The sequence below is a fragment of the [Bacillus] selenitireducens MLS10 genome, assembly GCF_000093085.1.
Lineage (GTDB): Bacteria > Bacillota > Bacilli > Bacillales > Salisediminibacteriaceae > Salisediminibacterium > Salisediminibacterium selenitireducens.
Genome location: NC_014219.1, coordinates 291312 through 313538, shown reverse-complemented (window position 1 = coordinate 313538; position 22227 = coordinate 291312). Strand labels below are relative to the sequence as shown.

Annotated in this window: 21 protein-coding genes and 1 tRNA gene; 13 read left to right on the top strand and 9 right to left on the bottom strand. The window is 53.6% G+C overall.

The window, feature by feature from the left end:
• Positions 1–25: 25 nt before the first annotated feature.
• The 4 genes from BSEL_RS01610 to BSEL_RS01595 all read right to left on the bottom strand — a co-directional run bounded on the left by BSEL_RS01610 (position 26) and on the right by BSEL_RS01595 (position 2933).
• A complete protein-coding gene (locus BSEL_RS01610; protein ID WP_013171269.1) occupies positions 26–1012 on the bottom strand; it encodes an alpha/beta fold hydrolase in 987 nt (328 codons plus the stop codon).
• On the bottom strand, positions 1009–1257 hold the full coding sequence (locus BSEL_RS01605) for a hypothetical protein (protein ID WP_013171268.1): 249 nt from the start codon (positions 1255–1257) through the stop codon (positions 1009–1011). The genes BSEL_RS01610 and BSEL_RS01605 overlap by 4 nt, the downstream gene beginning before the upstream one ends.
• A 116-nt stretch (positions 1258–1373) precedes the next feature.
• Complete coding sequence (locus tag BSEL_RS01600; RefSeq protein WP_041581659.1) at positions 1374–1742, bottom strand: DUF3221 domain-containing protein; 369 nt, start codon at positions 1740–1742, stop codon at positions 1374–1376.
• 165 nt (positions 1743–1907) lie between these two features.
• Positions 1908–2933, bottom strand: coding sequence for a glycerophosphodiester phosphodiesterase family protein (locus tag BSEL_RS01595; RefSeq protein WP_013171266.1), 1026 nt, complete (start codon positions 2931–2933; stop codon positions 1908–1910).
• A 752-nt stretch (positions 2934–3685) separates the two neighbouring features.
• Here BSEL_RS01595 and liaF point away from each other — a divergent pair.
• The 9 genes from liaF (at position 3686) to BSEL_RS01550 (ending at position 11873) form a co-directional block, all read left to right on the top strand.
• Entirely contained in the window at positions 3686–4621 is a 936-nt protein-coding gene (gene liaF, locus BSEL_RS01590; protein WP_013171264.1) for a cell wall-active antibiotics response protein LiaF, read from the top strand.
• On the top strand, positions 4614–5729 hold the full coding sequence (locus BSEL_RS01585; RefSeq protein WP_013171263.1) for a sensor histidine kinase: 1116 nt from the start codon (positions 4614–4616) through the stop codon (positions 5727–5729). The genes liaF and BSEL_RS01585 overlap by 8 nt, the downstream gene beginning before the upstream one ends.
• Positions 5716–6342, top strand: a complete 627-nt coding sequence (locus BSEL_RS01580) for a response regulator transcription factor (RefSeq protein WP_013171262.1) — start codon at positions 5716–5718, stop codon at positions 6340–6342. The genes BSEL_RS01585 and BSEL_RS01580 overlap by 14 nt, the downstream gene beginning before the upstream one ends.
• 34 nt (positions 6343–6376) lie before the next feature.
• A complete protein-coding gene (locus tag BSEL_RS01575) occupies positions 6377–7570 on the top strand; it encodes a sensor histidine kinase (RefSeq protein ID WP_013171261.1) in 1194 nt (397 codons plus the stop codon).
• Positions 7567–8223, top strand: a complete 657-nt coding sequence (locus BSEL_RS01570) for a response regulator transcription factor (protein ID WP_013171260.1) — start codon at positions 7567–7569, stop codon at positions 8221–8223. The genes BSEL_RS01575 and BSEL_RS01570 overlap by 4 nt, the downstream gene beginning before the upstream one ends.
• A gap of 108 nt (positions 8224–8331) precedes the next feature.
• Entirely contained in the window at positions 8332–9264 is a 933-nt protein-coding gene (locus tag BSEL_RS01565; protein WP_013171259.1) for an ABC transporter ATP-binding protein, read from the top strand.
• Positions 9265–9276: 12 nt separating this feature from the next.
• A complete protein-coding gene (locus tag BSEL_RS01560; RefSeq protein ID WP_013171258.1) occupies positions 9277–10548 on the top strand; it encodes an ABC transporter permease in 1272 nt (423 codons plus the stop codon).
• Positions 10545–11654: an ABC transporter permease gene (locus BSEL_RS01555; protein WP_013171257.1), complete on the top strand. Its 1110-nt coding sequence runs from the start codon at positions 10545–10547 to the stop codon at positions 11652–11654. Before BSEL_RS01560 ends, BSEL_RS01555 begins: the two co-directional genes overlap by 4 nt.
• A 143-nt stretch (positions 11655–11797) precedes the next feature.
• A tRNA-Arg gene (locus BSEL_RS01550) sits at positions 11798–11873 on the top strand.
• A 120-nt stretch (positions 11874–11993) separates the two neighbouring features.
• Here the strand turns inward: BSEL_RS01550 and BSEL_RS01545 are convergent.
• The 5 genes from BSEL_RS01545 to BSEL_RS01525 form a co-directional block, all read right to left on the bottom strand.
• Entirely contained in the window at positions 11994–12899 is a 906-nt protein-coding gene (locus BSEL_RS01545; RefSeq protein ID WP_013171256.1) for a GGDEF domain-containing protein, read from the bottom strand.
• A 141-nt stretch (positions 12900–13040) separates the two neighbouring features.
• On the bottom strand, positions 13041–13862 hold the full coding sequence (locus BSEL_RS01540; protein ID WP_155522683.1) for a DUF418 domain-containing protein: 822 nt from the start codon (positions 13860–13862) through the stop codon (positions 13041–13043).
• The gene (locus BSEL_RS01535) at positions 13841–14119 is read right to left on the bottom strand and encodes a DUF418 domain-containing protein (protein ID WP_049773501.1); all 279 of its coding nucleotides are present in this window, start codon (positions 14117–14119) and stop codon (positions 13841–13843) included. Before BSEL_RS01535 ends, BSEL_RS01540 begins: the two co-directional genes overlap by 22 nt.
• A 97-nt stretch (positions 14120–14216) precedes the next feature.
• Positions 14217–15824: an ABC transporter permease gene (locus tag BSEL_RS01530; RefSeq protein WP_013171255.1), complete on the bottom strand. Its 1608-nt coding sequence runs from the start codon at positions 15822–15824 to the stop codon at positions 14217–14219.
• Positions 15821–16735: an ABC transporter ATP-binding protein gene (locus tag BSEL_RS01525; protein WP_041581655.1), complete on the bottom strand. Its 915-nt coding sequence runs from the start codon at positions 16733–16735 to the stop codon at positions 15821–15823. Before BSEL_RS01525 ends, BSEL_RS01530 begins: the two co-directional genes overlap by 4 nt.
• A 127-nt stretch (positions 16736–16862) precedes the next feature.
• Here BSEL_RS01525 and BSEL_RS17925 point away from each other — a divergent pair, with 127 nt between their 5' ends.
• The 4 genes from BSEL_RS17925 (at position 16863) to BSEL_RS16885 (ending at position 22175) form a co-directional block, all read left to right on the top strand.
• Complete coding sequence (locus BSEL_RS17925) at positions 16863–19031, top strand: MalT transcriptional regulator family protein (protein ID WP_041581653.1); 2169 nt, start codon at positions 16863–16865, stop codon at positions 19029–19031.
• Positions 18928–19557 carry a response regulator transcription factor gene (locus BSEL_RS01515; RefSeq protein ID WP_232970501.1) on the top strand — a complete coding sequence of 210 codons (630 nt, stop codon included), beginning with the start codon at positions 18928–18930 and terminating at the stop codon, positions 19555–19557. Before BSEL_RS17925 ends, BSEL_RS01515 begins: the two co-directional genes overlap by 104 nt.
• Before the next feature lie 169 nt (positions 19558–19726).
• A complete protein-coding gene (locus BSEL_RS01510) occupies positions 19727–20296 on the top strand; it encodes a glutathione peroxidase (protein WP_013171253.1) in 570 nt (189 codons plus the stop codon).
• Positions 20297–20564: 268 nt separating this feature from the next.
• Positions 20565–22175: a sensor domain-containing diguanylate cyclase gene (locus tag BSEL_RS16885; RefSeq protein WP_049773500.1), complete on the top strand. Its 1611-nt coding sequence runs from the start codon at positions 20565–20567 to the stop codon at positions 22173–22175.
• Positions 22176–22227: the final 52 nt, after the last annotated feature.

Genomic DNA, 22227 nt, shown 5'->3' with positions numbered 1-22227 from the left:
GGTCCGCTTTGATCGGTTCACGCTTTTATTCATCCACTACCAGTTCATCAAGAAACGCGATGACATGATCATTAAACCACGGATAGTCCGTCTCCATCGGCATATGCCCGCTTCCTTCAAGCACCGCCATCGAGGCGTTCGGAAGGGCATCCCGAAGCATTTCCCCTTCCTGCACGCTCACCCAGCTGTCGTCTTCGCCCCACAGGAGGAGTGCCGGGTGTCCGAGTTCATGAAGCCGCTCCGTATCCACACTCGTCGTCGAGCGGAGAAGATCAACCCATGCCCCCGGCGTTCCCTGCACGTTGAACGTATCCAGATACGCATGGACAAGTTCATCATTCACAGGCTGGCCGTAAGCAGAATCGAGAATCCCCCGGATCCGCGCTTCAGTAAAGGCGATGCGGGGTGCAATGACTTCAATGCCCCGTTGAACGGGCGGGAAATCGAGGATAAACGATGAACGGGGTTCATTGTAGACCGCGCCTGCCACATAGATGAGCGACCTGATCCGCTCCGGTTCGTCCAACGCCATTTGCGTAATCACCCCGCCGCCCATGGAGTGTCCTGCCAGGTGAACCTCTTCTGTCTCCAACTCGTCCAACAGCCCCCAAAGCCACATACTCCGGTTTGCCATGGAATGTTCAAGCCCTCTTTGACGGTCACTGTACCCAAACACCGGTAAGTCGACCCGAATGACGCGATAGCCCGCTTCGGTAAACGGTTCAACCTGATAGCGCCAGGAATAGGTGGAGCCGCCGAGTCCATGCACGAAGAGCACCGTTTCCGCCTCTTCAGCCTCTTCGGGTTCACTAATCCGGTAGTGCAGCCAGACCCCGTCCACTTCAGCAAATGCGCTGTCTTCAAAAGGGGTATCTTGAGCAAAGCCATCCTGTTCAGAGACCGGAATGAGAAACGGCAGAATCATAAAAACGACCAGCAGACCCGCCAGTATAAGACCTGAGCGGATCAGCCACGTCTTCCACCGCGGAACCTGCTTGTCCACTCCGTTCATGTCGTGCCTCCTTCATGATTCCCCTCACACCTGCACTGATACTGCGGAAAATAATACGTCCGTTCCACCTGCCTGCCGTTTTCCCACATCACAACTGCCACCTCAGGAGCCACGTCTTTTCTTGCAAGGATCTTGAGCTGCTTATCAAGGGGAATCGTCGGGTTCAGATGGTACGTATTCATCTCATACTTAAAGCCCTCATGTTCACACACTTCATATGTAATCGCCACGTCGTTGATCGTCATGACGCATCACCTCCGATTTCGTTCTGCCAGACTTGCCTCAATCTGAGATTCCTATTCCCCCGCTATGCATACTCAAATCCTGATTATTCCATATTTAGACAAACAAGTCCTTTTACCTATTCCTGATCCAGGACGTTAATCTGTGCCGCCGTCGCCTGTACCGGATGGGATTCCATCGCGGCCCCGTCAAAGACCACTTCGACTTCCATCCCCGTCTCCAGTGCCTCAAAGCCACCGAACGCATCCGGGTCAAAGGCCGTATCCGTCGTAATCGTCACGACCCCGTCGTCATACATGGCATCCTCGTGATTGCCCTGTACCCGAATGCTGCCGAGCTGATCGTCACGTTCATGACGCTCAAGTTCGATCACTTCGCCAATCAGGCCATATTCCATGCCCTGGTCTTCGTCCGGTGCACCACCTGTCTCTTCGGTGCCGCACGCTCCTAAAAACATCAGCGCTGTAAGCATGACAATTTGTTTCATACCGATCACCCGCTTTCTTCACTCTATTAGACGAGTTGAATCAGGAAAAAGTTTCTCAAAATTGGAAAATCAATTGGATTCTTTTCATTTTCCCCGTTCTTCGACATAAAGAAAACCCGGGACAGATGCCTCATAAGGCAAGCTGCTCCGGGTCTGCATCAGCGTTTATCGGTTATCGAGTACATCTTGCAGACGATCTGGGAAATCCGTAAACAGTCCCGTCACGCCCCAGTCAATCAGACGCTCCATCTCGTCTTCCTCATTAACAGTATACACATGCACCATCAAATCATGGTCACGGAGGGTTTGGACAAACGCTTCATCGATGACTTCCGTGCCGTCATAGTAGGTCAGGTGGGGACCAACGCCGTCCGCGTAGTCAGCAATCGCCTCAAAGTCCGCATCCGTCATGTCTTTAGGAGCCGGCACGATGTCGAGCCACTCGGTCATCTCGCCGGTCTCTTCATCCACTTCCCACCAGAGGAGCTGTACGAGTGTAATTTCGTTATTCATCGCCGCAATCTCCTGAAGGCTGTCCTGGTGGAAGGACTGAATGATGACATTTTCCTCGTAGCCAAAGTCCTCAATCATCTGGACCATCGGCTCTTCCATGCCTTCATTCAGGTAGGTGGACTTCGTTTCGATATAATAATTCACATCTTCCCCGTACATCTCAAACACTTCTTCGAGCGTCAGGATCTCGGCCCCTTCGAACGATTCATCGGCACGATCCGGGTACTCTTCATTGAACCATGAACCCTGATCAAGCTCTTTCAGTTCGTCAAGGGTATGATCTCCGATCTCCCCTTCGCCATCTGTTGTCCGGCTGATTTCATCGTCGTGGAAGGCGACGAGATGACCGTCGGCCGTGATTTGAATATCGAGTTCAATCCAGTCTGCATCCATCTCAATCGCCTTGTCAATGGCATGAGTCGTGGATTCAGGCGCATGGCCGCTTGCCCCGCGATGCGCGATGACTTTCACGTCTTCACGGTCAGCCGTGTCCGCTTCATTCTCCTGGTTCGCCTCGTTTTCGTGATCATCATTGTTCGCAGCCTCATCGGCAGACTGATTCACTTCGTTCTCCCCGTTCTCTGCGTTTTCCATATCCGCCGGCTCGTTGTTGCCCGCGCCACAGGCGGTCAGAAGTCCGGCAAGTGCCGCGACTGAAAAGATGTGTTTAATAGTCATGGTATCGGTCTCCTTTATGTGTCTTGGTTTCGCTGATCGCTTTTGCTTTGTCCTGCTGCTTGTCCAAGCCTTGTTCTCTTTCGTCAGACGCACAGATTGACCGCTGCACCCCCTTTTTAAATTTATTAAGTTAAATATATATTTAACATTGTTAATGATACCGGATGTTTGTCTGATGTAAACCCCTCGCTCCTCTTTTTACGTCAATTTGAGTCAATCGTAACCGCTCATCATCTGTTTCTGTCACCCGAACAAGGTTGTTTTTTCCTTTCAAAAATCCTCTTCACGCAAAACTCAGCCTCGGGGCCGAGATGATTCACACCCCGGGGCCGGCGTTTTCTTCTCTGATCAGGCGTAAACTGAAGGTAATCAGACAAAGGAGTTGATTCCCATGAGAAAGCTGTTACGAAAACTCGCAACATCGATTCACCTGTCCACCCGTGCCCGGGACACGGCACTCGCAAGCAGATGCTGCATCCGTTCCTACATCATCTAATCAGCCGTTCGTTGGCGTCACATACAAAACATTTAAGAAAGGCATGATGATCATGAAAACCCGCCTGCAAAAGATCCGCGCATTCATCAGAGACACGTTGCGATTCGGTACGGACCCCTCTTTGGGTCAGCCGATCCATCCGTACCTCTTTTACCTTGCCGCAACTGGTCGTTCAATTCCCGATAAAGATTTATTAAATTGACACGACAACAGCGTTCACTTGGGCTAAAATGGAATAGAGAACTGGAGGTGCACTATGAAAAATCTGACCGCTCTGATCATTATCCTGTTAGGCACCGGCTTCCTGCTTTCAAACCTCGGGATCATCGAAGGATCCTTTTCAAACCTGATCGGCACCTACTGGCCGGCCATCGTGATCTGGTTCGGCGTGAAGTGGTTCTTCCAGGGACTCGCCGTGTTTTACCACAGCCTGAAGCGCGACCGTAAAAATATCGGCCAGATCATCTGGGGCTTTTATGTCACCGTCATTGGCGGGGTCCTCCTCGGCAATAACACCGGCTATTTTGACTACACCCTCTCGGATGTGTGGAACTGGACCTGGCCGCTGTTAATCATCTACATTGGCTTTAAAATCCTCTTCGACCGTGAAGGGGACGTCGTGATTCACCTCGGACCGGACGATGTGGAGAAATACTCCCGAAAATCAAAGAGCCCGTATCACGATGAACCAGAACCGCTTGACGACGATGCGATATCCGCGAAAGCCCAAAAGAAAGCGGAGAAGGCCAAACGAAAAGCCCAGGCCTTCGCAGACGGGAAAACCGGTAATTATCAGAAGAAGTCTTGCGGCGGCTATACAACAGGCGCGAAACGTTCGCTCATCGGCGATTTCAAACTCGGCAACAAGCCCTGGGAGCCGGACGGTAAAGATCTCGCTCTCGGCATTGGTGATGTGGAGATCGACTTCACAAGAGCCGTTCTGAAGCCCGGCCTGAATGAAATGCGGGTGGACTGCTGGATCGGTGACATCAGCGTTCTGATCCCGAGCCACATGCCGGTAAGAGTCGAGGCGGAAGTCAAGCTTGGAGAAGTGACTCTCTTTAATGATTCCCACGCCGGTACAGGCCGTTCCGCTGCCTATACGAGCCCGGATTTCGACACGGCCGACGAACAGCTTGTCATCCTGATTCAGCTGTCCATCGGCGAGATCGAGGTGATGACCGTTGACTGAGAAACGACGCAAATGGCAGATTGACGGCATCGTCTGGGATGCCCTTCGGACCCAGATCAATGCCGCCCTCGCCGCCTTTACCGTGACCCTGTTTCTGTTACTGTCCCTGTATCAGCTCGGGGTCAACCCGCCCGGGGCAAACGGGGCATACACCCTGCGCTTCACCGATGTGGCGCTTTTGTTGTTTGTCTTTGCCGTCATTTTCCTTTCCTTTACGGCCGTCTTCAACTACCGGCAGGCCGCACGGGTCAAACGGGGCCTCGTCGGTATGATCTATCAGCTCAAGCAGTACCAGAGAAGTGGGACGTATACGCCGCTGTCCGTCACGTCTAAAGATGAACTCGCCCGTCTTGCCGATGAACTGAACGGCCTCACCGAAAGCGTCGAGGAGCGGATGGTGGCCCTGAGGCGCATGGTGAACGAGAACAGCCGGCTCGTCAAAGAAGCGGAACAGGGAGCAAGCCTCGAAGAACGCCGCAAACTTGCCCGTGATCTGCACGACGCAGTGAGCCAGGAGCTCTTCAGCGTCTCCATGAGCCTGAGCGCCATCCCGAAACTGATGGAGAAAGATCCGGACAAAGCAAGACAGCTGTTTGAACGGATCGAAAAGATGGTGCATCACACCCAGCAGGAACTGCGTGCACTGATCATGCATCTGCGTCCGGTGACCCTCGAAGGAAAGCCCTTGAATCTCGCACTCAGTCATCTCTTTGATGAGCTGACGGCCAAGCAGCCGGATATGCAGTTTCACTGTGATCTCGAAGATCTCCCGTCCCTTGAAAAAGGTGTGGAGGAACATGTATTCCGGGCCATTCAGGAAGGGATCTCCAACGCACTCCGTCACGCAAGGGCCTCGAAACTGAGCCTCAGCGTCAAACGGGCAAAAGATCTCCTGCTCGTTACACTCAGTGACGACGGCGACGGCTTTGATCTCGACAGCATCGATGAAGAACGTACAGGGAACGTCGGTCTCTCCGCCATGAAAGAGCGGATGACCGAGATCGGCGGCAACTTCACCTGCATTTCCATACCGCAAAAAGGCACGCGCCTCGAATTCCGCGTACCGATTATCCATACGAAGGAGGATACAGAAGATGGAGAGGATTAAACTGTTAATTGTCGATGATCATGAGATGGTCCGCACAGGGCTCCGGACGTTTCTTGAGCTTGAAGATGACTTTGAGATCGTCGCAGAAGCCTCAGACGGCCAGGAAGCCATTGACAAAGCCAACGAGACCCGGCCGGATATTATCCTGATGGATTTATTGATGGATGGGATGAGCGGGATCGATGCGACGGCAAAGCTCGCTCCGGAAGGCTATAAGATCATAGTCCTGACAAGCTTTCTTGACGACGACATGCTGTTTCCCGTCCTCGACGCCGGGGCATTCAGCTACCTGTTAAAGACGTCGACGGCAGCTGACATTGCAGACGCGATCCGTAAAGCCTTCCGGGGGGAACCGACCTTTCAGGGGAAGGTGACGACGAAGATGTACCGGCGGTTTCAGGAGCGTCCGAAGCATGACGTCCTGACGAAACGCGAGCGGGAAGTCCTTGCGCTTCTCGGTGAAGGGAAGAGTAACCAGGAGATTGCCGACACGCTCTTCATTGCCGTCAAGACCGTGAAGACCCACGTCAGCCATATCCTCGCAAAGCTCGACCTGCAGGACCGGACCCAGGCGGCAATCTATGCGAATAAGCACCAGCTGACGGCCAACTGATCAAACAGCTGTCATTCAGGAGGGATCGACCGTTATGCGCGTTTCATCGAAACAGACCGACACACCGGAATATGAACCTGTGATCAGCCAACGGCTGATCCATCACCAGTACTGGCTTTGGCTCGGCCTTTTGATCACCGCTTTCGGCGGGTATCTCATCTTGACCCCTGTAACGAGCCCGGTAATGATGATCCGCTACATCGCGGCCGGTCTGTTTTTTGCGTTGTTTTTCCTTCTCCCGCTGACCCATTCATACCGAAAGCTTTCAGGCGCTGCCATGGCGCTTTTTCTTGCTGTTGCAGCGTATCCGTTTGAAGCGCCGGCCCTGTACCTGTTCCTGATCGCGATGATCATTTACAGCGGCACTGTGCTGTACCACCTGCCCCGCGCAGGCGGACTTCTTCTTCATACCGCACTGTTCGCCGCTGTGTCCGCAGGCTCGTGGCTCACCGGCGGGGTTGAGCCGCTTCTCATCACCGCCGTCTTTGGACTCCTCCTGATCCCGGTGTTCATCCTCGCCTTCGGGCTCATTGCGCGTTATGAAGCACTCAAAGAAGAGCACCAGTCCGTCATCAGCGCCTACCGGGCGACGAAAAGGCAGCTTGTTGCCGATGAGGAACGCGCTCGCCATGACGAGCGCCGAACCATTGCCCGGGAACTCCATGACTCCGTCGGCCATAAGCTCACCGCTCTCCTCATGCAGCTTGAGGTGTACAGGATGTCTTTGCCACCAGCCGGTCAAGGAGACGTCGATTCCCTGAAGGAACTTGCCAAAGACAGTTTGAGCGAAACCCGACAGGCCGTCAAAACCCTGAAGCATCATGAAGCGGCGGGACTTGCGGCCATGATCCAGCTCATCCGGAAACTCGAAGCAGAGACGATGATCCACGTTCAGCTCACCGTGCGCCAAGGGGCACTCACAGCACCCCTTTCAGGTGATCAGGCCGCGGCCGTCTATCGGGCGGTTCAAGAGTCGCTGACCAACAGCATGCGGCACAGCGGCGGACGCGAGGTATCCATCCTGTTCGAAGTCATCGGTGACACCGTCTTTCGCTTTCACGTCTCAAATCCCGTCACCGATGATGCACCGCTGAAGGAAGGCTTCGGACTCACCGCCATGCGTGAACGCATCACGGCATGCGGCGGTCAACTGACCATATCAAAGGAAGCAGACCGATTCGCCATTGACGGACGGCTGCCATTAATGAAGGAAGGGGATGACGCATGACGACACAAATCCTGCTCGCTGAAGACCAGAGCCTTGTCCGCCAGGGGCTGAAGATGATGATCGAAACCGCACCTGACCTCCGTGTGACGGCAGAAGCGAATAACGGCGAAGAAGCCCTGCGGCTTTTGGCTGCAAAGCCTGCCATTACCCTCGCCATCCTCGACATCCGGATGCCTGTGATGAACGGTCTTGAGCTTGCCAAAGCCATTCAGGAGCACCATCCCCATGTGATGACGCTCATGCTCACGACCTTTAATGATGACGATTATGCCATCGAAGCTCTCCGTCACGGAGCGAGGGGGTATCTGCTGAAAGACGCTGATCCAGACGCGCTTATCCGGGGGATCCGCACCTGTCTCGAAGGCGGTCTGGCCTTGGAACCCCACGTCGCGGCGAACGTGGTGCCCCTTCTGATGAACAAGCCGGAAACAAAACCCGAGTTCCCCGCTCTTCCGGAAGACATCACAGAACGGGAAACAACCGTCATCGCCTGTGTCGGCCGCGGTCTCAGTAACAAGGAAATTTCTGAAGAGCTGTACTTAAGCGTCGGCACCGTGAAGAATCTGATCAGTGTCATCCTGCATAAACTCGAACTCAGAGACCGCACGCAGCTCGCCATCTACGCGATCCGCAGCGGCTTCACCGAAAGATGACTAAAGTCATATCCGATCCATCGATCTTCATGACTGAAGGCAGTACCCGTACTGCCTCTTTTTTTATACACTGAAGCTAACCAATGAGACAGAAAGAAGGTGCCACATATGCTTGAAACCCACGAACTGACAAAGACATTCAAAGGCATAACCGCCGTCGATCAGGTCAATATGTACCTTGGCAAAGGGGAATCCGTCGGCCTGCTTGGCCCGAACGGCGCCGGGAAATCAACGACGATCTCGATGATCTCAACATTGATGAAAGCAACGACAGGGCATGTGCTCTTAAACGGCCAGAAGATCGGCTCTGAAACCCGCAGCATCCGCTCCATTCTCGGTGTCGTTCCTCAGGAAATCGCTCTGTATGAAGACCTCAGTGCCTATGAGAACCTGCAGTTCTTCGGACGGATTTACGGCCTGAAAGGCAGCGACCTGAAAGCCCGCATCGAGGACCGCCTTGATCTCGTCGGCCTCACCGACCGGAAGCATGATCTGATCAAAACGTATTCCGGCGGTATGAAGCGCCGCATCAACATCGCCTGCGCCCTCCTTCATGACCCGGAGATCCTCATCATGGACGAACCGACCGTGGGGATCGATCCCCAGTCACGGACGTATATCCTCGACATGGTCCGACAGCTCAATGAGGAAAAGGGCATGACCATCCTCTACACGAGTCACTATATGGAGGAAGTCGAGCGTCTCTGTGACCGGATTTACATCATGGACCACGGACAGATAATCGCCAACGGCACGAATGATGAACTGAAGCGGATCCTCTCCAATGAAGAAGCGATTTATATTGATATCGATGCCCCGAACCCCGTCTTCACGAAACAGCTCAGCGTCATCGAAGGCATCCGGCAGGTAACAGACACCGACGACGGCATCAAACTGATCGTCGACAAAGGGACGAGAAAACTGCCCGACATCTTCCAGCTTGCCGACGCCCTGTCCGTCAATGTCCTGAACGTCCGTGTCGAGATCCCGACCCTTGAAGACGTCTTTTTGCATCTGACCGGCCGAACACTCAGAGATTAGGAGGAGATCGCGATGATCACGTATATTCTGAAAGACATGAAACTGATCTTAAGAAACCGCTCTGAGCTCCTCCTTCTCTTCGCCATGCCGCTCATCCTCATCGCCATCCTCGGCTTTGCCTTGAGGGGGATGCTCACAGGCGGCGGTGAAGGACTGTCAATGGACGTTGCCCTCCTCGATCACGACGATCCCGACGCAGGTGAAGAAGCCCTCTTCACCGGGTTTCGCGAGTCGGGGATGCCTGAAGACATGGCGGACGAGATCCAGGCCGGCATTACCGGTGTCTCTCCTGCTTTCTTGCTTAATAATCTGTTTGATTCCGACGAACTTGACGGCATGATCACAATCCATGAACCGCCTTCACGGGATGCTGCCCTCATGGGACTTGAAGACGGCACGTACAACGCCGTCCTTGAAATCCCCGAATCCTTCACCTATGACAGCCTGAACAGGATGCTCACAGGGGAAGGTGAAGGGGGACAGCTGCACCTGACCGTTCAGGATGAACAGTCCATCTACGGCCGGGTGATGCATGACATTCTCAGACGATTCACCGACAGCTTCAATCTCGAAACGGCCATCGCCCGGGAAACAGGTGCCGCGCCGGATGAAGCCCCGACAGAAGCGGGGCAGGTGGAAAGCATCACCGCCTATGAGCCGATCAACTCCCAGCAGTTCTACACCGCCGGTATGGCCGTCATGTTCGTCCTCTTTACCGCAGCAAGCATTGCCGCCTTTGCCAATGTGGAACGGAAATCCAACGTCCTCGACCGGATCCTGCTGTCAGGTACGCACGCCATCAGCTATCTGTCCGGCAAATGGCTGTCTGCGATGCTCATCGCCTTTTTGCAGCTGATCGTTCTGTTCGTCATGGCCGCCCTGATGTTTCAGGCCTTTCCGCAGTCATCCGTCAGCTTTTGGGGTGGCATTGCACTGATCTCCCTGCTCACAGCCATGAACGTCGGCGCCCTCGCCGCCCTTCTGACGGCAATCTCCATCCGCCAAAAAAGCGACGCCGCAGCCACGGTCTTTTCCGGCGGCGTCGTCGCCATCATGGCCTTTGCCGGGGGCAGCTTCTTTCCTGCTCAGGCACTGCCAGGCATCGTCACAACCCTTGGCGACATGACCCCGAACGGCCGGGCGATGTCACTTTACCTCCGCTGGATCCAGGGGTTTGAGCTTCAGGAACTGCTTCCGTCGATTTATGTATTGCTTCTGATCGCTGCTGTTCTGACGACGGCCGCACTTGTACTTTATCCGAAAGACAGGGAGGTGAAGGGATGAGAGCCATCTTTCAACTGCAAATCCGAAGACTGATCCGTTCGCCGCTCATGGTCCTGTCCTTTCTTGGACTGACCCTCGTCTTTGTCTTCTTTCTCGGAGGCGGCGGCCAACAGTCGAATATCATCACCGTTCAGGTTTACAGCGATGATGCCCTCACCGAAGAAGATACGTCGTTCTGGCTCGACGCTTTAAATGAGCATGACAGTTTTCACTTTACTGAAGGCGAAGCCGACGACATCCATGAATCTCTCCGAAGCGGGCACCTCCACTACGCACTCGAGCTTCTCGAAGACGATTACCGGCTTTGGGTAAGCATCATGGACGAGCGTTATCAATACGTCAACGGTCATGTCAGTGAGGTTTATTTTGAGGAACTTCGCCTGAAAGCCGCCAGCGAACAGGCAGGTACCGATCTCTCACACCTGATGGATGAATCCGAAAACATGGCGCTGACGCTGACCACCACTTCCCTCGCTTCGGATGAGGACGACGGGGACGGCTTTATCTACAACAATCAGCTCCACTCCCTGTTTGGCATGACGCTTTACTTTGCCATGTTCACCATTTTCTTCAGCCTCACTCAAGTCGTGGAAGAGAAACGGATGGGCACCTGGGACCGGATCATCATCTCACCGATCACGAAATCACAGGTGTATCTCGGCCACCTCGCCTACACCTTCCTGGTCGGCTACGCGCAGATCATGACGGCCTTTCTCGTGTTTCGCTATCTGTTTGACTACGATCTCGGTGCGCATTTCGGACTGGTGGCACTCACTGCCGGCATCTATGTCTTCACGATCGTCTGCCTTGGGCTCCTCATCCTGGGACTCGTACCGTCATCCGAACGCCTGCAGGCCGTAATTCCCATCGCCTCGACGGCCATGGCCATGCTCGGCGGGGCCTTCTGGCCAAACGAGATCGTCTCCAACTCAATCATTCTGACCCTATCGAACCTGGTGCCTGTCAGCTATGCCATGGACGCCCTGACGCAGATCAGCGTCTATCAGAACGGCATCACTGCCATCACCGAACAGCTCGGGCTCCTCTTTCTCATGGGTGTCCTCGCAGCCGGCATCGGCATCAATCTCATGGAACGGCGCGGATAACCGGATCTTCATACAAACAGGAACCGCCTCCGTATCCCGATGGATACAAGGTGGTTCCTGATCTGTTTTTAAATCTCTGAAGACGGTCTTGAAACCGTCCGGTAATTAAGGTAAAGTAAAAAGCGCAGTGTTGATCTGCATGCGTCCTTGTAGCTCAGTGGATAGAGCAATCGCCTCCTAAGCGATAGGTCGCAGGTTCAAATCCTGCCAAGGACGCCATCTATCACGATCAAAAAATGAAGCAGCATCTTGCTACATCGCATAAGCACAGAAAAAGCCGGGAGCAGCTCCCGGCTTTTTCTGATGCCTCTATGTTCACTTTTACCGGAAAACCGCGATTCATCCAGTCACACGGTTTCGTCCTGTCCGTTTTGATTGATACAAATGTTGGTCAGCCCGCTTCAAAAGGGTTTCATAATCAATCACGTCACCCGGTGCCAATGCATAAACACCAAAACTCGACGTCAGCGTGATGGCCTGTCCATCATAGTGAAAGACTTGTTCTTCAATTCGTGCCCGCATCCGCTCGGCAACGGCCAGCACGGTATCCCGGTCTTTTCCAGGCAGACAGACGACAAATTCCTCTCCGCCAAAACGTGCTGTCCAGTCCGCTTGATCCAGGCACGTGTCTTTCAGCACAGCTGCGAATTCACGCAGAATCTGATCACCTGCAAGGTGTCCATACGTATCATTGACTGATTTGAAATGATCGATATCCGCCACAATCAATCCGAATGGCTGTTGCTCCGCCAAAGCAAGGGTCAGGTCCGCGGGCAGTTTCTCAAGGATATAGCGTTTGTTATACACCCTCGTCAGTTCATCAGTCACGGCAGCCAGATTGGCTTGATCGAGCAGCCTCTTCATTTCAACTCCCTGATTGAAACTTGCATCATCCATGATCATGCTGTTTGTCACGTCTTTAAAAAACTCGACGACCACTTTCCGGCCGGCAATCTCTACAGGAATCGCCGTCACCATATGCACCCGGTCCGGTGATGTCTCCACTTTGATAAAAGACTCATTCTCGTGGTACGCCCGCATGGAGATGCAATTTCGACAGGCTGTTTTCTTATCAAACAGCTCGAAACACGCCCTCAGATCCGACACAGGTTCAAGTCCATGTCCGGTGTTCTGATAGACCACCCGTTTATGCACCGGATCAACCACGCGGATATGGCCATACAGGTGCTCTGATGCAGTCAATTGACTGATCAGGACATCCAGTTCTTCCGGTTTCATCTCCATTGCAACCACGCTCCTCAGTCGACATGAATCGACATGGATTTCTTTCATTATACGAAGCGCGATTACAAGGAACAACCATTTGAAGAGCGATCATTCGCACGTTTTTGTGAACATGGACCGTTTACGGGCATCCATTGACGTTCAAGAGCCCATGCGGCTCCCTTTTCGCCAGAGCCATTCCACAGGACCCCTCGTAAAACGCCGGAGCCACCAGTGACTGGCAACGGTCTGAAGGGCAAACCACCCGGCCGCAATGAGGATCCCCAACAGGATACCAAGCGATTCAAACCAGCCGGCCCCGTGTCCGTAAAAGAGCCACGTCATCACGAGCGACTGCATCAGGTAGTTCGTAAACGCCATTTTGCCCGGAGCGATGAATAAGCGAAACAGCCCCTTGCCTTTCGCACCATGAAACAGAAGGAGGAACACGCCAATCACGCCGAGACCGAATAACGTGCCACCGAGCATATAGCTGTAATACGTCACCGCTGCGTCTGCCATGAGGATCCCCGGGAGCTTAGCCGTGAGTCCGGCGAGGGTGCCGATAAGCGCAAACCGTCTCCATACAAGCCGGTAGCCTGGCACGTCCTGAATCCAGCCCTGCTTCACGATGATCGCACCAATCAGAAACAGCGAGCCGACCTGAATGAGAATGAGCGGGTCCACCGTCAGTTCACCGAACCGGTACGCAACAAGCTCCGGATAGGTGCCCGACTTCATCATGATCCGTTCCGCCTCATTGTTCACCATCATCGGTCCCTGCCCGATCAGGACGAGCCCAATAACGGACACGAGACTGAACCCGCCCAGTACCCAGTAGGAGAGCCGGCTTGCCGAAAGCGGTAAAAGGATCATCAGGAGAAAGCCTGCCAAGGCATAGTCAAAGAGAATATCCCCGTGCCAAATGAGCGTCCAGTGCAAAAAGCCGATGGCAAGGAGGATCACGAGTCGGCGGGTATACACAGCCTGAAAGACCGTCCCTCCGCCTGTGCCCGTTCATACATGATCGCCCCGCCCATCCCGAAGAGGATGGCAAAGACCGGGTAGAAGCTCCCTTGAAAGAACCACTGAATCACGATGTAGAGCGTCTCATCAAGACGGCTCTCAAACTGCAGGTGCTGCTGGGTCCGAATGCCGTACTGAAAGCCGAGCATATTCACGAGCAGAATGCCAAAGAGGGCGAATCCGCGTAAACTGTCGAGATGATCAAGCCGCTGCATAACCGATTGCCCCCGTCCTGCCTGTCATGGTGCGCGACAGATTCTGATCTCATCATACGCCCTTTGTCAATTGACAACAACCGTCACGAATCCGGCGTTATGTCAATGTGAGAGAGCGCCTTTGAAACCCCGTTACACCAAGGATCAACAGGATCAGCCCGGTGACGAGAAGCATCGCAAGGGAGAATGCACTTACCTCTTCCGGCATAATGGCCACATGGGAGAACGGGGATACGTTCAGCACCCATTCAGGCAGTTCCAGAATCGCCCCGAAAAAAGGCCCGGCAAGGATCGAAGCAAACACGGCCAACCAGGAGAGCGTCACCGCAAAGCGGGGCAGCCAGCCAAAGAAGAACAGGACGGCACCTGACAGGGCAAAAAGCGCTGTACCCTGCGCGAGCCCCGCAAGGAGATAATCACTGAAGACGTCCATGCCCGCTCCTGAGGAAACGGTAAGCATCGATGTGAAGGTCAGGATCAGTACAAACGCCCCGGCAAGACCCAGAAACGCATAGCTTCTGACCCATGTCGTACGGGGAACCGCCGTAGCCAGAAGCATTTCCACAAGACCGCTTTTCTCCTCTGCGCGCATCCGCATGATCGTCTGCATGGCATAGATGGACAGAATGGCAGTCATGATGCTGATAAACGACATGAGAAAATAGGCTTCTGATTCAATAACCGCCTCAAAAGCGGCAATCCCCTCAGCAATTTCACCGTATTCCCCGCTTGATGCTCCAAAGATGGCGGCAAAAGCCGCAACCGGAAGAAACCAGGCGATCAGGGTCTTTCGCTGCAATCGCCAGGCGAGACCAAAAGGGCTGAGAAGACGAGGTGCACCATAAGCCGGTCCTTTTCTCGCAGGCAGCACACCCGCCCCGATATCCCGACCCTCCGCGATGAGGGTTGCCATGTACATCAGACACAATCCGGCACCATACAGCAGCACGAGAGGCAGCCACCGATTCTCTTCGAAGGCCTGTACCTGTTGCAGCCAACCGATTGGCGACAGCCAAGCCAGCCAATGGCTCGTAAATCCGAACCCGCTCTCATGCACGTCACCGATCACGTTACTGACAGACGCAATGCCTGCAAAGCCGGCCAGTGCCATTGTCGCGTAGCCCGATGCCCCGCGCTGCGTCTCGGACAGCTGTGCGGCCACGGATGCAACCGCGGTCATGACAAAACCGAGACCGGCAAAAGACATGCCGGCAAGCCATGCCCCAAAAGTGTCCAGCCCCTGAACGGCAAAGGAAAGAGACAGGGCCACCCCCAAAACAAGGTTCGAACCGGCACCGAGAATCATGGCTGCACCCAAGAGGGCATAGCGTCCCACAGGCAGTGAGCCCGTCAACTCGGCACAGCCGGTCTCTTCGTTCATCCTTGTATGGCGCAACACAAGCTGCACACTCATCAGCGCAACGAAGAGGGCGAGAATCAGTGACATTCTGAGCAGAAAGAAAGAACCCAGTTCACCAACCCCCGCTTCCGTCACCGGAGCAACGAGCACCCGCATCCCCGGACTGATGGATGCCATGACCGTCACTTCGGTCATCTCCCGGGGGGAGAAGTCCCCGTAAATATGCACGATCCAAGCCGCAAATGCGGTGATGCTTGCGATCCAGACAGGGAGCTTGATCCGGTCCCGACGCAACGCAAGGAGAAGCAGAACTCGCATTCCGGCAAATGACTCTGTATGCTTCACAGCACTTCCCTCCCTTCTTCCTGCACCGGCTCACGCTGTCCATAGTGCTGCATAAACAAATCTTCCAATGACGGCGGCCGGCTCTCCAGGTGCTTCACCTGATAGGTGATCACCTGACTCAATACCGGGTCCATCGCATCATGATCCACTTCAAACGCCGTGATCCGCCCTTCCCGCCTGACGTTCGAAACACCCGGCACTCGGGACAGACCTGTTGTTTCAAGCGCCGTCTCCACCTTCAAATGAAGACGGGTCATATGCCTGAGGTCCGACAGTTTCCCGGATTCCACAATCTCTCCTTGACGGATCATACTGATATCGTCACAGAGCCGCTCCACATCAGACAGGATATGACTCGACATGAGAATCGTCTTTCCACGCGCCTTCAGCTCCTCCACGCACTCCTGAAAAACCTGCGTCATCAGCGGGTCAAGGCCTGATGTCGGTTCATCAAGAATATAGAGATCCACATCAGACGCAAACGCCGAAATCAGCCCGACCTTCTGCCGATTTCCTTTCGAATAGGTTCCGCACTTCTTCGTCGGATCAAAATCAAAGCGACTGATGAGCTGATCCCGCCTCTTTCGGTCCACGCTTCCCCGCAGCTTGCCGAATACATCAATCACCTCGCCCCCTGTCAAATTCGGCCACAGATGCACGTCGCCCGGCACGTAAGCGAGCCTCCGGTGAATCGCCACCGCATCTTTCCATGCATCCATGCCAAACACATGCACGTCTCCAGCCGTCCGTTTGATGAGACCGAGTAAAATACGGATGGCCGTCGTTTTCCCGGCACCGTTTGGTCCGAGAAACCCGATGCAATCCCCCTCTTCCACATGCAGACTGATATCCCGGAGTGCCTTCACCTGACCGTAGGACTTTGACAGCTGATTGATTGCGATAATTGACATGTTCTTCACCCTTTCCTGCTGTTATTGTTTGCTATACTTACTGTAACAACAGCTGTTAAAAACAGGACCTGACGAAAGTAAGGGTAAAGGTCAGGTTTTGCTTTTTCACAGTCAAGGAGCTGATCTTATGCACCCCGGAATCCTGTATACAAAAACCGTCGTCCCGCCGGCAGACGATGCCGTTGTCGAGCGGCTCGTCCGTTTCTCGGATATCCTTCAGGACCTTCAGCGTTCTGACGCATTCTCCCGTCGCCTGACGCTCGTTCAGGCACCTGCAGGATTCGGCAAAACGACCGCTGTCCGAAACTGGATCACGCACAGCGGCAAACCTGCCGCCTGGTATGCCATGGATGAACAGGACCATCATCCGCTCACATTCTGGTCGTACGTGATGGCCGCCATCGGGGTCATACAGCCGGAGACGGTCCGCGAACCCCAGGCGATTCTGATGAATCCCGAGACCGATGATCCGGGTGACGACTCCTGGACGTCATGGATGGTGCCTTTTCTGAACGCACTGATGCATGCCGAAGACCCGTTTCTCATCGTCATTGATGATTTTCATTTTGCCTCCTCACCGGAAATCACAAGCGCGATGGCCTATCTGATCGAACACCTGCCATCAACTGTACATGTGCTCATCACAACGAGAGAGCGCCCGCCATGGCCCATTGTCAAATGGCAGGCGAAAGGGTGGCTTACGGATGTGGGGAAAGACAGGCTGCGTTTCTCCATTCCCGAAGCAGACATGCTTTTTGAGAAACGCGGCGTCCGCGTGAACCCGTCACTCACAGAAGAGCTCGTCAACTGGTCTGAAGGCTGGATTACCGGACTCGAATTAACCCTCGTCTCCCATCTCTATGGAACCATGCAACCTGGGCATGACGCACTCGGCCACTCTGATCTTGGCGTAAAGACACTGACAGCCTTCCTGACTGAAGAGGTCCTCAGACAGCTCCCCGGCCACCTCCTTGACTTTATGGAGACGTCTGCCGTCTTGCACAAATTCTCTCCGGTTATGTGTGACGAGGTCCTTGAACGGTCCGACAGTCAGGAAGTGATCCGGTTCCTGGAAGAAAAACAGCTGTTTCTTGTTCGGCTCAATGATGACGGAAGCTGGTTCCGCTACCACCACATCATGGGGGAAACATTGACAGACCGCCTCCGTCAATCGGACCCGGCCGTCATCCGCCGCATTCATCAACGTGCAAGCGACTGGCTGAGCAGAAACGGGGCGTTGCATGAAGCCATTCACCACGCAGACAAAGCAGAAGATGAAGGGAGAGTTGCGCAGATCCTTCACTATCACGCGGAATCACTCACCTATTCGAGGGAACCCGTTGCCTTTATTGAACGGATCAATGCCCTTTCACATGAACGGCTCCGATCCTTTCCTGAACTTTTTGCCTACAGTCTTTTCTACCGCCTGCTTATGAAAGGCCATGACGGGTGTGATGCGCTGATTAACGAAGCACGTACCCTTAGCTGCGACAACAGACAGAATCAGCTGGTTTACGAAGGCATGCTTGACGTCCTAAGCTTCTTTTACTGGACCGGCCATCACGCCTTTGACAAAGCCCGTGTCTACGCAGACAGCGCCCTCGAGAAGCTGCCACAAGAAAACTATTTCTGGCGGATGAGTGCCGCCGTGTTTTCAGGTGATCTGCTTTACTATGCCGGTGCACCTGAAGAGGCACTTCCTTACTTTGAAGAGGCACACGCCATGAACCTCAAACATGAACGGCATTATTTCGCCATCTCAACGGAGTTAAAGAAAGCCGTCACCTTCTTTGAACTAGGCAGGCTCTCCGATGCCCGGAAGACCGTTGCTTCAATCGAGCAGCTAGCAGAGGCTCACGGCTTCTCCGGAATCTCGAAGATGGGCTTTGTTCATACGCTTGAGGGGGAGTTGACCCGAGAACAAGGCAATCTCGAAGAAGCGGCCCGTCTTCATGACAAAGCCCGCTCACGGCTTCCTGATGAGCACGGACTCCTTGCCTGGCATCACTTGTTTGAGGCAAAACTCCGCTATTCGGACGGCAGAGTGACAGACGCCCTTCAGATCATCAACCGCATACTGAAACCGGAACAGGTGAACCAGATCCCCCGGTATATGCTGCTTCAGGCCAGCAAACGAAAGCTCATTTATCTCATGAAACTGAACCGGTACGATGAGGCATACGCGCTTCTTGATGAAACAGGGATTCGACAGGGAGAGGGCTTTCCGGAGTCCCCCCGACCTGCATGTCACCGCCCTTCTCGCCTGGAGTCTCAGGGCAGGAACCGATATCGGTGAAATCAGTGAAGAAATCCTTCAGGTCATGCGCACCGCCGTTTCTTACGGCAGGAGCGCCCTGGCGGTCGAGGTCTTCCTTTTACTGATGTGGCTGTATCAGCGGAAGAACATGCCGGAAATGGCGGACGACCTGATGAGAGAAATGATCCCGATTTGCAGATCCTGCGGGTACCGACAAACGATCGTTGACGAGGGTGATATTGTTCAGGAATCTCTGATCCGATTAAGAAACCGTCAGACGTTTTTACCGGATGATAGCCTGTATGCAGGTCAGCTGCTCGACACCTTGCAGCCTCAAGCAGCAACATCCGAAGCTCCGCTTCTCCCTGAACCGTTAAGCAGCCGTGAGCTCGATGTCCTCCGTCTGATTATGAAAGGGCTGACGAACAAACTAATTGCCGACAGCCTGTATCTGTCAACGGGCACCGTCAAGTGGCACACGACCAATATTTACGGCAAGCTTGGAGTCAGCCGGAGGACGGAAGCCGTGGCCAAAGCACGATCACACGGTATCCTCACTGAATAATGGCAAGTACGATCTGCCGCGAGCTGCGTATCGCAGTCCTCCTGAAAGGTCCGTAAAGAGTCTGATATTTCCACGGAGTAAAAACGTGATGGCCGGAGGTTTCGAACCATGACAATCGGGGTAGATATACCGTGGCACGTATTAACACAATTAAAGGAGACAGAAAACGATGAGCGTATACGATTTCAAAGTCAAAACATCCAGCGGGCTGAATGCCCCATTGAACCGATATCAGGGAAAGGTGCTCCTCATCGTCAATACGGCGACGAAATGCGGCTTCACCCCACAGCTCGATGACCTTCAGAAATTGCAGGATCAGTACGGTGAGCAGGGTCTTCAGATCCTCGGCTTCCCGTCCAATCAGTTTGACAACCAGGAACCCCTTGGCGACGGTGAGATCACCGAGTTCTGTTCGTTGAACTACGGCGTGAACTTTCCCCTCTTTAAGAAGATTGACGTCCGCGGAGAAGATGCCCATCCGCTGTATCAGCACCTGACAAAAGCCAAGCCTTTCAATGGCTTCGACATGGATCATCCGACGGCGAAGCTGATGGTCTCCATCATTGAGAGCAAGCACCCGGAGTACATGCTCGATGACGGCATCAAATGGAACTTCACAAAGTTTCTGATCGACCGGAATGGTGAAGTGACAGCACGATTCGAACCGACTGTTGAACCATTCGACATGAAGGCCGATATCGAGGCATTGCTTCAAAGTGAAACAGCACTAAACCAATAAAGCCATTTCGTCTCTCGTAAAAAACACGTGGTTTCTGGTCAAGCTTTCGTTGGACCGATTTTTTAACGAAATAAACCTTTCCTGAAAAACCAGAAAGCCTGCCCGGACGATGCAAACCGGACAGGCTTTTTTATGAGCTTCACTCCGTCTGACTGCGCGCTGTCCCTCTCGGTCCGCATTTGTGTAAATGCAGGCTGTTTCTCCGTTTTCACAGTTTCATCACGCCATTTTGCACACACATCCGTTATAATAGACCCATGACTCCTGTATGTCGATGAAGCAGCTCGACACCATTCAGGCAAACAAAGAAGGTGATCCTATTAAGTCTCCACAACCGTTTCAGCTCAATAAAAAAAGACTGTTTCTGTTGCTGGCACTGGGCCTGTTGTTCATGAGCCTCCTCGGTCTCCTGTTCAACCGCACTTATGTCTCGACAAAAGAATCCTATATGGGTGCGGAGATGGATGCCTTTGAATCCAAAATCTACACCACGCTCGAACTCTACGAGAATTTTTCTGACTTTATTTTTGAAGAGCACATCAATCAGGATGATGTCCTTGCCCTGGTCGAACAGGGCGTATTCGGCACGGAAGACGAACAGAACGCTGCGCGGCGAATGCTCTTCAGTGAACTCTCTGAAACCTATGACGCGGTGTTGAACTATGATTTCAGACAACTCCATTTTCACACCAGGGAGGGCGACAGTTTTCTTCGCTTCCATGCCCCGGAACTTTATGGTGATTCACTGATGGACATACGTGACTCCATCAGAATGGCCAATACCGAAGAACGCTTCGTCTTCGGCTTCGAAGAGGGGCGTATCTTTAACGGCTACCGGTTTGTCTATCCCCTTCACCGAAACGGGCGGCATCTCGGATCTGTGGAAGTCTCGATTTCCATGGGAAGCCTTGTTCAGATGATCGGGAGTCTGTACCCTGATGATGTTTTGACCTTCGTCATCCGTGAAGACATCGTCAGAGATACCGTATTCGAATCCGAACAGACGAACTATTCAACGGCCCCCTTCTTCCCCGGCTATGCCCTGGATGAAGGCATCTCCTCTCAATCTGAACGTTGTGTATGTGACACGGCATTCAGTATGAACTGCAGTGTCATCGAGACCATCGTCTCAGATAACGAAGAGCTGACCGGAGAGGGCGCAAGCTTTAATCGGCTGACAACGCAAAACGGACAGGATGTCCTCGTCAATTTCCTGTCTGTTACGAACCTCTCGGATCAGCACGTCGCCTACCTGATCGGCATGCATGAAATCGAGGACGGCAGCGTTTTTGGCCACTATCACCTGAACCGGGACCTTGCTTTGCTTGCCCTTTTCTTTTCCTTCTATGCCTATTCCATCTTTATGTATGAACGCAAACAAAAACAGCTCGGGATTCTCGCGAATACGGATCAACTCACCGGCCTCTTTAACCGGCACTACATGATGAAACAGTTGGAAGACAACCGCCAAAAGGGATCAGGATTCAAGCAGCCCGCAATACTGATTCTCCTTGACATCGACCGCTTCAAACGGATCAATGATGAGTTCGGTCACCAGACCGGTGATGCGGTCCTCTCTGAAACAGGTGCCCTGTTACACAAGCTTGCCGGTTCCCATGGCACAGCTGCCCGCTGGGGCGGAGAGGAGTTTGTGCTGTACCTTCCGGGCTATGCCAAAGCGGAAGGAACCGCCTTTGCCGAACAGGTCCGCTCAGCCATCGAAACACATGCATACAGCAAAGGACTGTCTGTCACGGCGAGTATCGGTGTCTCCTCCACCGAAGACCCGGATACCCCGCATATCGATGCCCTCGTTCAGCGTGCAGACCATAAGATGTATGAAGCGAAGGAAGCCGGGCGAAATCTTGTTAAAGCCTGATCGCCCGAAAAAAAGGAGGCCGTTCACACTTGTGGACGGCCTCCTTTTTCTT